This is a genomic window from Porphyromonas sp. oral taxon 279 str. F0450, from assembly GCF_000292995.1.
Taxonomy (GTDB): domain Bacteria; phylum Bacteroidota; class Bacteroidia; order Bacteroidales; family Porphyromonadaceae; genus Porphyromonas; species Porphyromonas pasteri.
In genome coordinates, this window is the sequence record NZ_ALKJ01000019.1 from 261042 (window position 1) to 273958 (window position 12917).

Here is a 12917-nt window from a genome sequence, read left to right on the forward strand (position 1 = left end):
GGTGTTAGGGGTTAAGCTGGGACGAAGCTATAGAAGACCATGCCGAAGCATCCTGCCAGAGCCAAGATCAGCAAGGGACTGACACGGAAGCGGAAGACGGCGATGAAGGCCACAGCGAAGAGCGAGAGACTGACGATGAACTGTGTGAGCGATGTATCGGGCGTACCGAAGTTCTCCGCTGTCATCAGCACCATAGCCGCTGCTGCGACGAGCCCAACGACTGTAGGGCGGAGTGCACCGAAGACGCTCTTCAGCAGGGGGCTATCCTTATGCTTCAGAAGGAAGCGGCTGACGAGTATCATCAGGATGAAGGGCAGCCAGAGGATGGAGAAGGTCGCGAGGAGCGAGCCTAAGAAAGCCATAGCGGGTGGATACCCTGCGTTGAGTACCGAGGTATAGCCTACGTAGGTAGCCATATTGATGCCCAGAGGCCCAGGGGTCATCTGGCTCACGGCGACGATGTCGGTGAACTCAGCTGCGCTTAGCCAACCTTCTTTCGTGACGACGTCGTCCTGTATGAGGGAGAGCATAGCATATCCGCCACCGAAGCCGACGATACCGATCTTAGAGAAGATGAGGAAGAGCTCGAGGAAGATCATTGGGCCTCTGTGTTAGAGCGTCGTCTCTGCAGGTAACCATAGATCCACCCTGCGATCCCCGCGATGAGGATGATGTAGACTGGAGAGACGTCGAAGAAATAGATGAGGATGGCCGCTACGAGAGGGATCCATATCGTATAGCGGGAGAGTGATGCGGAGCGTGCCATCGAGAAGACGGGAGCCGCGATGAGTGCTACCACTACGGGTCGTATCGCACGGAAGGCATATTGCACGAGTGGAAGCTCCTTGAACTGCTGGAAGACTGTCGCGAGGATGAGGATGATGATGAATGAGGGGAGGACGTTAGCTACCGAAGCGATGATGGCGCCACGTAGCCCACCGAGCTTATGCCCGATATGTCCAGCCATGTCGACAGCGAAGATCCCAGGGGTAGCCTGTGCTACAGCCAGGATGTCGAGGAACTCCTCTTGTGTGAGCCATCCTGTACGCTTGACGATCTCGTGCTCCATCATCGGGATCATAGGGTACCCTCCACCGATAGTCGTGATGCCTATCTTGAAGAAGATGCTGAAGAGCAGCGATAGCTCTTGGCGAGTTAGATTCTTTGTTGTACTCATTTTGCGGCACAAAGATACGACCTTATGATGGAAGAGGATATTAAGACAAGTGCCCCCGCAGGAGAGATTCACTCTCGTGCGAGGGCACTACATTATTATATAGTAGGGTGGGGAAGCGAGCTTCCCTAAGCCCTGCTACCAGACGATGACACGATCCTTAGGAGCGATGTACATCTTGTCAGTTGGGCGGATATTGAATGCCTTGTAGAAAGGATCAATATTCTTCAGTGCCTGGTTCACGCGAAGCAGACCGAGGCTGTGAGGGTCAAGCTTCGTGAGGCGACGGATTTCGGCCTCCGTGATGTTCTGCCCCCAAAGGCGAGCATAGGCGATGTAGAAGCGCTGAGCGGGAGTGAAGCCGTCGATCTTGGCGACCTGCTTGCCTTCGTTGGCCATCTGCAGAGCGAGGTAAGCGATGGTGAGACCGCCCTGGTCAGCGATGTTCTCCCCGAGCGTGAGCTCCCCATTAGCCTTGAGACCTGGAGCGACGGTGACAGCGGAGAACTGCTTGGCGAGGCGCTGCGTGGTGGCTTCGAACTTCTTACGGTCTTCGGGTGTCCACCAGTTGTTCATGTTCCCATCCTTATCGAAGTTAGATCCTTCGTCGTCGAATCCGTGAGTCATCTCGTGACCGATGACGACACCGATCGCGCCATAGTTCACTGCGTCATCAGCATCCATATTGAAGAAGGGAGGCTGCAGGATACCTGCGGGGAAGCAGATCTCGTTGGTCGTGGGCATGTAGTAGGCATTGACCTCCTGAGGGCTCATGAGCCACTTCGTACGGTCAACGGGCTTGCCGAGATCCTTGAGGTTGTCTGCCTGCATGAAGCGTGTAGCTGCCTCGAGGTTCTGGTAGTACGTCTTGCTCTCATCGATGTCGAGGGCGCTGTAGTCCATCCACTTGTCGGGGTAACCGATCTTGATGACGAAGCTGCTCAGCTTCTCCTGTGCACGCTTCTTCGTCTCAGGGCTCATCCAGCTGAGGGCTTCGACGCGCTGACCGAGTGCCTTCTGCAGGTTGTGTACGAGCTCGATCATTCGCTCCTTAGCTTCGGGAGAGAAGTAGCGCTTGACGTATACTTCGCCGAGAGCTTCACCGAGGACGCTCTGTACGACACCTATGCTGCGTCTCCAGCGTGGGTGCATCTCCTTGCGACCGCTGAGCTGCTTGCCGAAGAAGTCGAAGTGAGCTTGGACGAAGTCATCACTCAGCGAGTTGGCAGCACCGCTGATGGTACGCCCCGTGAGGAAGTCACGTAGATCCTCGACCTTAGCTGAGGAGTACCACTTGTCGAAGGCCTTGAAGAAGTTCAGCTGCATGAAGTTCGCCGTGGCGACGTCAAGGCCACGCAGACGAAGGTAGCCGCTCCAGTCGAAGCCCTTATTGTCACGAGCGAAGTCCGCGATCGTCACGATGTTGTAGTTCTTCTGTGAGTCGCGCAGCTCCGTGTTGGAGTAAGAGAACTGGGCCAGCTCCGTCTCGATACGAATGGTAGCCTTGGCGATGCGGCTGGCTTCGGCATCGGAGTAGCCCGAGAGCTTGAGGATGCGGACGAGGTAGGCTTCGTAGCCGGCGAGGATCTGCTTGACTTCGGGGGTAGACTCGACGTAGTAGTCGCGCGAACCGAGGCCAAGAGACGTCTGCGTGAAGAGGAAGATGTTCATGGTACTATTCTTCTCGTCAGCTGCGACGCCCGTGCCGAAGAGGCAACCCTGACCATAGACCTGGTCCTGCTGAGCGATGTGCTTGAGGAGGTCCTCCTTGGTTTGGATTCCCTGAAGGGCTTGGAGCTCGGGGATAAGGGGCTTGTAGCCCTGGCGATTGCGCTCAGCGCTATCCAGAGACTGCTTGTAGAGGACGGCGACACGATAGTCGTTCGTGCCCTTAGTCTGAGGCTTAGCGATAAGCTTCTCTACGATGTGGCGGATCTGCGAAGTAGCTGTATCCTGAAGGATGTCGAAGGTGCCGAAGCGGCTGTAGGCAGGCTTGAGGGGATTCTTGCGTATCCAGCCTCCGTTGCTGTAGCGGTAGAAGTTGTCCTGAGGGCGTACCTTTCGGTCCATGTCGGAGAGGCTGATGCCTGGGACCTTCTCGGTCTTGGTCTGCTGAGCACTGAGGCTGGCGGGAAGAACTCCCTGTGCCAAGAGCGCGCTGAGACCAAGCGTGATGAGTTGCTTTTTGATCTGCATAATGGATATTAATTGTAGTGGTCGTGCGAGAGAAGCCCCGTGGGGAAGGGGCAGCACCGCTGTGTGCCTCTGCAAAGGTACACCTTTTCACTACGTGTTATACGGGGATTGTTGCTGTATTCGTATGCAGAGTCTTGTTCTCTATTTATTCTGCTAAGGCATCGCACGCCCAGCTCCCCGATACTCCTCTCCGAAGTGATCAGGAAAGCCCTTCTACTTATTGCGCGTATTCCTCTTGTCTAGCGGAGGGAAAAGTGCTGTCCTTATGAAGAAAAAAGCGCCTTCACGTAGTGGTTTTGCTCTGTCTATGCACGTAGTCTTAAAGACCAGGCACGCAAATCCAAATATCCACGTACGTAGATATTAGATCCACGTACGTAGCCCAAACTTATCTGCCACTCGTCTGCAACTTTTATCCCTACACGGGGCAATTACCTAAATAGAGGTCGCTTCACAAAGCTATATGGGAATCAAGAGAAAGCTATATGAAACCATTGCACGGCATCTCAAAGGAGGGGCTTGGGGCAAGGGTAGGGAGGACTAAGGTATGGGCTCTTGGAGAAGAACGTATGCGTTTGGTGAGCAAAGGGCATACGTTTGGTGATGAAAACGTATACGTTTCGCAGTCAAGACGTATACGTCTTGGGAAGGTGCCGAATTTGCCTCATCAGGGCACGGAGCTTAGTCGCTTTGTTTTAACTGAATAGAAGAGGCGAAGGTGCTACTTCGCTTCCGCCCTTCGTGTGGGGCGCTTGGTACTCTGCCTATGGTGGACGGAGGGACTTCCCTTGGACCTTGTGAAGGCCGTACATCATGCTGTGAGAGCGCCTTTCCATGTAGGGTCGCCCATTATAATTCGTATCTTTACACCGCACACCTGTAGCGTGCAGTATTAAAGTCCTACAGATATTACAGATCGTAAGTCTATGAATCAATTTCTAAAGAAGGGGCTCGTGCTGGCGACCGCCGCCCTCTCTATCGGCTACCAAGCAAAGGCTGATAAGGGGATGTGGCTGCTCAACGAGCTCACGCGAGAGAACGTCGCTCAGATGAAGGAACTGGGCTTCCGCCTCCCCATTGACTCCCTTTACAACCTGGATAAGCCCAGCGTGGCCAACTCCGTTGTAATCTTCGGTCGTGGCTGTACCGGGGTCACTGTCTCCAGCCAAGGTCTTATCTTCACCAACCATCACTGCGGTTTCGACGCTATCCAGTCGCAGAGCACCGTCGACCACGACTATCTCCGTGACGGCTTTGTCTCGCAGAGCTTCTCTGAAGAGCTCCCCATCGAAGGGCTCACCGTGAGCTACCTCTCCTCTATCCGTGACGTCACGAAGGAGATCCTTGCTCAGCTCAAGAAGCCTAAGAATGAAATCGAGCGCCTCTCGCAGATCCAGAAGATCTGTCAGAGCCTTGAGGCTGCTGAGAGCAAGCGCCTCAAGAGCGAGCACAAGCGTGTACAGGTACGCCCCTACTATGCCAACAACAAGTACTACCTCATTACCTACGATGTCTTCAGCGACGTACGTCTCGTCTTCGCTCCTCCAGGATCTGTAGGTAAGTTCGGCGGTGATACGGACAACTGGATGTGGCCCCGACATACGGGTGACTTCTCTGTCTTCCGCGTCTACGCTAACAAGGACAATGCTCCAGCCAACTACAGCAAGGACAACGTCCCCTACAAGCCCAAGTACCACGCTACCGTATCTACCGAAGGCTACGAGAAGAATGACTACGCGATGACTATCGGCTTCCCAGGATCGACCTCGCGCTACATCCCTTCCTTCGCTGTAGAGAACCGCATGAAGGATCAGAACGATCCTCGTATCGAGGTACGCGGCATCAAGCAGGATATCTGGCGTGCAGCGATGAATGCTGATCAGGCTACCCGCATCAAGTATGCCTCTAAGTACGCCCGTAGCTCCAACTATTGGAAGAACTCCATCGGGATGAATAAGGCGCTCGTCAAGCTCGGCGTCCTCGATCAGAAGCGCGCTGAAGAAGCTTCCTTCGAAGAGTGGGTAGCTGCTTCGGGCAAGAAGGCTCAGGCTTACAAGGGTATTCTCTCTGAAATGGAAGGTGCATACAAGAAGCTTGGCAACATCGAGCGCCAGTCTATGTACCTGCGCGAAGCCCTCATCGGTGGTACAGAGATCGTCTCCGCTGCACGTGGTCTGGGTGATCCCGCAAAGATCAAGAAGCTCGCTTCTCAGCCTAAGGAGCAGCTCGCTCAGATGGTCAATGATCTCTACAAGGACTATGTGCCTGCACTTGACCAGAAGGTCCTGCCTGCTATGCTTGACATCGTCCGTCAGCGCGTCGATGCTAATCGCGTAGCTCCGATCTTTGACCTTATTAATAAGGAGTATGGTGGCGATACGAAGGCCTATGCTGATGCGCTCTTCGCTAATAGCGTCGTCCCCTACAAGGATAAGCTTCTTGCGACCCTTCAGCAGCCCAATGCTGCCGAAATCCTAAGCAAGGATCCCGCTGTCCTGCTTTCTAATAAGGTGTGGGAGATCTATACGGCCTTCTCTAACGAGCTGAAGCCTCTCTACGAACCTATTGATCGTGGCAACCGTCTTTACTTCGCTGGCCGTCGTGAGCAGAACCCCTCCAAGCCTATGCCCAGTGACGCCAACTCAACGATGCGTATGAGCTATGGTACGATCAAGGGTTATAGTCCCGCTGACGCTGTAGAGTATGACTACTTTACCACCAGCCGTGGTATCCTCGAGAAGAATAACCCCGAGTCTACGGAGTTCAATGTCTTCCCCTCCTTCCTTGAGCTGATCAAGAAGGGTGATTGGGGTCGTTGGGCAGATAAGAAGGATGGTAAGCTTCACGTAGCCTTTATCTCGACGAACGACATCACAGGCGGTAACTCCGGTAGCCCTGTCTTCGACAAGAATGGTCGCGTATTCGGTCTGGCCTTCGACGGAAACTGGGAAGCTATGAGCGGTGATATTGAGTTCGAGCCCAACCTGCAGCGTACGATCGTAGTCGACATTCGCTACGTCCTCTTCACCATCGATAAGTGGGGCAAGTGCTCCCGCCTGATCGATGAGATGACGATCAAATAGTCCCACGGGTACTACAACTATAAAAGAGGCGCCTCTTACCACTTGGTAGGGGTGCCTCTTTGCTGTATTAGCGAACTTAACTCATTTTAATCTCGCAGCCTTGCAATATGTCTGGTTAATTGGCTAAAATGTGGTAATTAGAGAGGTATAGAAATGGAGTTGAGATCCCGCATATTTAGGGCGTTTGATCTTTGTTTTGCACGGGCTTTAAAAGGCCTTTGTTATCTAAATAAATTCCTTAACTTTGCTATGCACGAGTGAAGAGTCCTTCACCCATAGCACCAGTAGACAAAGTAAACACAATCAGATATGGATGCTAAGATTCAAGAACTGACCGAGAAGATCTACAACGAAGGCGTCAAGCAAGGCCAAGCCGAAGCAGATCGCCTTATCGCTGAGGCTGAGACACGCGCTGGAAAGATAGAGGCAGATGCCACAGCCCGCGCCGAAGAAATCATCAAGTCTGCTGAGCGCCGAGCCAGCGAGCTAAAGAAAAACACAGAGTCTGAGCTTCGCCTCTATACGGCACAGCTCGTCGATTCCCTCAAGAGTAGTATCTCCGATCAGATCCAAGGCGAGGTCGCTAAGAGTAGCGTACAGGCACTGTCATCTGACCCCGCCTTCATCCGAAGCTTCATCCTTAAGATCGCAGAACGCTTTGATCTCACTCGTGGCGTAGAGATCTCCACCGCTGATGCAGAAGGCCTCCGCTCCTACTTCACCTCCCACGCTAAGTCTCTGCTTGAGTCGGGCGTTTCGATTCGCTCTGTCGCAGGTAAGCCCACAGACTTCTCCATCGCCCCCAAGGATGGTAGCTTCAAGGTACAGTTTGGCGAGGCTGAATTTATTGAGCTTTTCAAGAGCTTCCTCCGCCCTGAGATGAACCAGATGCTCTTCTAACCTACGCTATAAATAAAGGAGAGCATTCATGGCTAAGTATTATGCACTAATCGCTGGACTACCCAATATCACGGTAGATAGCCCCAAGCCTCCGTTCACTACTGCAAGCTTCTACGAAGAACTCCTCCCCATCCTCACGAAACAAGATCTCCAGTTGCTGGAAGTCCTGCGTCAAGAAGCACTGAATAAAGAGCTTCTTAATTGGATCGTTGAAGGAGAGCTTACCCCCCCAGAGCAAGAGCCAGAGCAAAGCTATGAGGTGGACTACTCAGGGGAGGCCGCGGAGGCATTGAGCCCAGAGATAATTCGCCTGCAAGCTCTACAGACTGTGTCTGCTGCGGCTAACCAAGGTAAGCGTAATCCACGACCCAAGGTGGTCCCAGACTATATCTCTCGCTTCGTCTATGATCTCTATCACCGTGAGGTGAAGAGCGATGAGCAAGATAGCTCTGAAGCAGTAGCACCACGCCTCTTCGATGAGATCGGTAGCGATCGCTTAGCGCTGGAAGACTTGATCGCCAGCTACTACTATGATTCGGTCGCTGATTCAAGTAGCGCCTTCCTCACAGAATGGTTTGCCTTGAATAAGAATATCCGCAATATCTTGGCTGTCTTCACTTGCCGCCGATTAGGCTGGGATCCTCAGCGCTATCTTGTCGGGAAGGGTGAGGTGGAAACACAGCTCTTGCAGTCGAAGGCTAAGGACTTTGATCTTGGGGAGAAGCTTCCCTACCTGCCTAAGGTCCTTCAGATCGCAGAAGAGCGAGATATCGCACGCCGAGAACGCTTGATCGACCTACTGAAGTGGCAGTGGATGGATGAGTGGACCTTTGTCCGAGTCTTTGATATCGACAATGTACTCTGCTACTATCTCCGCCTTGGGATCCTCGAGCGCTGGGCCAACCTCAATGAGACAAAGGGAGAAGCCACTTTCCGTAATATCGTCCATTCGCTCAAGGGTGAAAGCGCCCAAGTACTCCAGGACTTCAAGAAGGCTCAGAGACGCTAAGCTACATACTCAGAAAACAGAATAATCACATGAAGCGCCTTGCCTCACCAGTGGGGGGACGCATGCAAAATAATAAGGGATACATGGCAACAAAAGGTAGTGTAAAAGGTATCGTCTCGAACCTCGTGACCATCGAGGCTGACGGTCCTGTCGCCCAGAACGAAATATGCTACATCACCGTCGGTGGTGTGCCATTGATGAGCGAAGTCATCCGTGTCAATGGCAAGAACGCTTATGCTCAGGTCTTCGAGTCGACCCGTGGTATGCGCATCGGAGACCCCGTCACCTTCGAGGGGCACATGCTTGAGGTTACACTCGGCCCAGGGATGCTCTCAAAGAACTATGATGGTCTGCAGAATGACCTCGATAAGATGGATGGAGTTTTCCTCAAGCGAGGCTCCTATACTTATGCCTTGGATGAGGAGAAGCTCTGGGACTTCAAGCCTTTAGCTACGGTTGGTGATCGCGTCACTGCGGGAGCTTGGCTTGGTGAAGTCGAAGAGAACTTCCAGTCAATCAAGGTCATGGTACCCTTTACCTTTGAGGGTATCTACACGCTTAAGAGTCTACAACTTGCGGGTAAGTATACTGTCGAAGACAATATCGCAGTCCTCGTCGATGAGTCTGGTGTAGAGCACCCCATCACGATGAATCAGAAGTGGCCCGTCAAGCGTCCTATCACCTGCTACGCAGACAAGCCACGTCCTCACAAGCTCCTCGAAACAGGGGTTCGTATGATCGATACGATGAACCCTATCGTCGAAGGTGGTACGGGATTTATCCCTGGTCCTTTCGGTACGGGTAAGACCGTCCTACAGCATGCCATCAGTAAGCAGGCTGAAGCTGACATCGTGATCATCGCAGCTTGTGGTGAACGTGCTAACGAGGTTGTAGAAGTCTTCAAGGAGTTCCCTGAGCTTCTTGACCCCAACACAGGGCGTCCTTTGATGGAGCGTACGATCATCATCGCTAATACCTCTAACATGCCTGTGGCAGCCCGTGAAGCTTCGGTATACACGGCGATGACTATCGCAGAGTATTATCGTAGCATGGGGCTTAAGGTTCTTCTGATGGCTGACTCAACTTCCCGTTGGGCACAGGCTCTTCGTGAAATGTCCAACCGCCTCGAAGAACTTCCTGGTCCTGACGCCTTCCCAATGGACCTTTCGGCAATCGTCGCAAACTTCTATGCACGTGCTGGCTTCGTTCATCTGAAGAACGGTCAGACGGGGTCCGTAACCTTCATCGGTACAGTTTCTCCTGCAGGGGGTAACCTCAAGGAGCCTGTGACGGAAAACACGAAGAAGGTAGCACGCTGCTTCTATGCACTAGAGCAGGAGCGTGCAGACCGCAAGCGATATCCTGCGATCAACCCAATTGATAGCTATTCAAAGTATCTCGAATACCCTGAGTTCGCAGACTATGTTGCTGAGCGAGTAGGGGCTGGATGGATTGATCAAGTGAGCGAACTCAAGCAGTGGCTCATCCGCGGTAAGGAGATCTCAGAGCAGATCAATATTCTTGGGGACGACGGTGTGCCTCTTGATTATCACGTGACCTTCTGGAAGTCTGAACTTATCGACTTCATCATCTGCCAACAGGATGCCTTTGATAGCATTGACTGCAACTGCTCTCTTGAGCGTCAGGAATTCATGGTACGTCGTGTCATGCAGGTCTGCCATACAGAATTCTCATTCGAGGGCTTCGTCGAGGTTGGTGACTTCTTCAAGGAGCTGATCAATGCCTTCCGACAGATGAACTATGCTGAGTTCGATAGTGCCGAATTCCGCAAGCAGCAGGCTAAGGCCGATGAACTGGTATCCCAACGTGCTAAAAACTAACAGCGCTATGGCAGCAAAAGCATTTCAAAAGATTTATACCAAGATAGAAAACATCACCAAGGCTACCTGTATGCTTCGTGCTACGGGAGTAGGTAATGAAGAGCTGGCTACCATTGGTGGCCGTCTGGCACAGGTCGTCCGCATCATGGGTGATGAGGTGACACTGCAGGTTTTCGGTGGTACCGAAGGTATCCCTACCAATGCTGAAGTGATCTTCCTCGGAAAGGCACCTTCGCTCCAGGTCGGAGAGCAGCTCGTAGGACGCTTCTTCAATGCCTATGGTGAGCCTATTGATGGAGGTCCAGCCGTCACGGGGCGTGAGGTAGAAATTGGTGGTCCATCAGTGAACCCTGTGCGTCGTGAGCAACCCTCTGAGCTGATCGCTACGGGTATTGCAGGGATTGACCTCAATAATACTCTCGTCACCGGTCAGAAGATCCCCTTCTTTGCTGACCCTGACCAGCCCTTTAATGAGGTCATGGCGATGGTGGCACTCCGAGCTAAGAGCGATAAGATTATTCTCGGGGGGATGGGTATGACGAATGACGACTACCTCTTCTTCAAGAATACCTTCAGCAATGCAGGTGCTTTGGACCGTATTATCAGCTTCATCAATACGACTGAAGACCCCTCCGTTGAGCGCCTCCTCATTCCTGATATGGCTCTGACGGCTGCTGAGTACTTCTCGGTTGAAAAGAAGGAGAAGGTCCTGGTACTTCTGACGGACATGACAAACTATGCCGACGCCTTGGCTATCGTCTCCAACCGTATGGACCAGATCCCCTCTAAGGACTCAATGCCAGGTTCGCTGTACTCAGACCTTGCTAAGATTTATGAGAAGGCTGTGCAGTTCCCCGATGGAGGTTCGATCACAATCATTGCTGTGACGACGCTCTCTGGTGGTGATATCACACATGCTGTACCTGACAATACGGGGTACATTACCGAAGGTCAGCTCTACCTGCGTCGTGACTCGAGTGTGGGTAAGGTCATCATCGACCCCTTCCGTTCGCTCTCCCGTCTCAAGCAGCTTGTCATCGGGAAGAAGACCCGTGAAGACCACCCTCAGGTGATGAATGCCGCCGTCCGACTCTTCTCTGATGCTGCAGGTGCACAGACGAAGATGGAGAATGGTTTCGACCTAACCGACTACGACGAGCGTACCCTTCGCTTTGCTGCGGACTATTCGCGTGAGCTCCTAGCGATCGACGTTAATGTCGATATCGAAGGGATGCTTGACACCGCATGGGGACTCTTCGGTAAGTACTTCCGACCCGCTGAAGTCAACATCAAGCAGCAACTCGTCGATAAGTATTGGCCCGAGGCCTAAAAGCCTAGCACGACGCCACTACTCCTCAGTGAGAATTAGTCCTGAGGTGTGGCAAGGCTAGGAGAACCCAATAGTAATAGTAATAGTAATAGTAATAGTATAGAGAATGAACACAAGTATATTTCTTTTCCTCTGCTCCTCATTTGCAGATGTAGCTCCTCTATTTGAGCAAGCATGCCCAATGGAACTACAGGGGAAGGTCGTCACCTTCATCCCTACGGCTAGTACTCCAGAGTCCTACAAGGAGTACGTAAAGCTGGGGCAAGAGAGTCTGGAGGAACTAGGTCTAAAGGTCACACCTCTTGATGTCGCTACGGCTTCATCTGAAGAGATCAGAAGTACACTCTCAGAGGGTGATCTGATCTATATCTCAGGGGGGAATACCTTCTATCTCCTTCAGGAGCTGAAGCGCAAAGGCGCTGATAAGCTTATCCAGGCAGAGATCGAGGGTGGTAAGCCTTGCATCGGGGAGTCAGCAGGGGCGGTGATATTTGCTCCGAGTATCGAGTATATCCGGCTCATGGATGAGCCTCATAAGGCGCCCGAGCTGGCATCCTTCGCTGCACTAGGCTTGATCGAGAAGTATCCTTTGCCGCACTACCGGTGCTTCCCCTTCGTCGAGATGGCGGAGACTGTGCTCGCTACGTATGGTGGCCGACTCTCTCTCGTACCGATCACGAACCACCAGGCTATAATTGTCCGGGGTCGAGAGCTCACCATCGTGACTAAGGAATAACTAGGTAGCCATCAAACGTCTTATGGCGATACGATTCCAATACAATAAGACCTCACTGCAGCAACAGGAGAAGGCGCTGAAGATGCGCCTGCGTACCTTACCCACTATCAAGAGTAAGGAGAGCGCCCTACGTCAGCAGGTCAAGCAGACCAAGCGTGAGGTGGATCTCCTCGAGGAGAAGCTCGAGCAAGAACTGCGGGGGTACCAGGGGATGGTCAGCCTGTGGGACGAATTTGATGCTTCGCTCATCACTGTTGATCGCGTGGATCTGTCGATGAAGAAGATTGCTGGGGTTCTACTCCCAGTGCTTGATGGTATCCACTACGAGGTACGCCCCTTCAGTATCTTCAATGCTCCCTCTTGGTATGCCGAGGGGATTGAGCTCTTGAAGACGCTTGCCACTACAGGGATCGAGGCGGAGTTTCTCCGCCTGAAGATGGAGTACCTCGAGCATGCTCGAAAGAAGACCACACAGAAGGTAAATCTTTTCGAGAAGGTTCAGATCCCTGGTTATCAGGATGCGATCCGTAAGATCAAGCGCTTCCTCGAAGATGAGGAGAGCTTATCTAAGGCCTCGCAGAAGATTATGCGCACTAACATCGAGCTGCGTAAACAGAAAGAAGAAGAGGAGGAGGCTGCACAATGATT

The 12917-nt window shown here is 52.6% G+C and carries 10 protein-coding genes; 7 read left to right on the forward strand and 3 right to left on the reverse strand.

Features of this window, described 5'->3' with window-relative positions:
* Positions 1–11 precede the first annotated feature (11 nt).
* From HMPREF1323_RS04985 to HMPREF1323_RS04995, 3 genes are all read right to left on the reverse strand, one after another.
* Positions 12–599 carry a chromate transporter gene (locus HMPREF1323_RS04985; protein ID WP_009433179.1) on the reverse strand — a complete coding sequence of 196 codons (588 nt, stop codon included), beginning with the start codon at positions 597–599 and terminating at the stop codon, positions 12–14.
* On the reverse strand, positions 596–1177 hold the full coding sequence (locus tag HMPREF1323_RS04990; RefSeq protein WP_009433096.1) for a chromate transporter: 582 nt from the start codon (positions 1175–1177) through the stop codon (positions 596–598). Before HMPREF1323_RS04990 ends, HMPREF1323_RS04985 begins: the two co-directional genes overlap by 4 nt.
* A gap of 135 nt (positions 1178–1312) precedes the next feature.
* Positions 1313–3370 (reverse strand): M13 family metallopeptidase, encoded by a 2058-nt coding sequence (locus tag HMPREF1323_RS04995; RefSeq protein WP_009433221.1) that lies wholly within the window; start codon positions 3368–3370, stop codon positions 1313–1315.
* A gap of 926 nt (positions 3371–4296) precedes the next feature.
* Between HMPREF1323_RS04995 and HMPREF1323_RS05000 the strand changes: the two genes are divergently transcribed.
* The 7 genes from HMPREF1323_RS05000 to HMPREF1323_RS05030 all read left to right on the forward strand — a co-directional run bounded on the left by HMPREF1323_RS05000 (position 4297) and on the right by HMPREF1323_RS05030 (position 12915).
* On the forward strand, positions 4297–6453 hold the full coding sequence (locus HMPREF1323_RS05000; protein ID WP_009432933.1) for a S46 family peptidase: 2157 nt from the start codon (positions 4297–4299) through the stop codon (positions 6451–6453).
* A 309-nt stretch (positions 6454–6762) separates the two neighbouring features.
* The gene (locus tag HMPREF1323_RS05005; RefSeq protein WP_009433042.1) at positions 6763–7353 is read left to right on the forward strand and encodes a hypothetical protein; all 591 of its coding nucleotides are present in this window, start codon (positions 6763–6765) and stop codon (positions 7351–7353) included.
* Positions 7354–7381: 28 nt separating this feature from the next.
* Positions 7382–8362 (forward strand): DUF2764 family protein, encoded by a 981-nt coding sequence (locus HMPREF1323_RS05010; protein WP_009433194.1) that lies wholly within the window; start codon positions 7382–7384, stop codon positions 8360–8362.
* Positions 8363–8445: 83 nt separating this feature from the next.
* Complete coding sequence (locus HMPREF1323_RS05015) at positions 8446–10203, forward strand: V-type ATP synthase subunit A (RefSeq protein WP_009433218.1); 1758 nt, start codon at positions 8446–8448, stop codon at positions 10201–10203.
* Positions 10204–10210: 7 nt separating this feature from the next.
* Positions 10211–11533, forward strand: coding sequence for a V-type ATP synthase subunit B (locus HMPREF1323_RS05020; protein WP_044124052.1), 1323 nt, complete (start codon positions 10211–10213; stop codon positions 11531–11533).
* A gap of 106 nt (positions 11534–11639) precedes the next feature.
* A complete protein-coding gene (locus tag HMPREF1323_RS05025; RefSeq protein ID WP_044114413.1) occupies positions 11640–12269 on the forward strand; it encodes a Type 1 glutamine amidotransferase-like domain-containing protein in 630 nt (209 codons plus the stop codon).
* Positions 12270–12291: 22 nt separating this feature from the next.
* Positions 12292–12915, forward strand: a complete 624-nt coding sequence (locus HMPREF1323_RS05030; RefSeq protein WP_009432881.1) for a V-type ATP synthase subunit D — start codon at positions 12292–12294, stop codon at positions 12913–12915.
* The last annotated feature ends 2 nt before the right edge of the window (positions 12916–12917 follow it).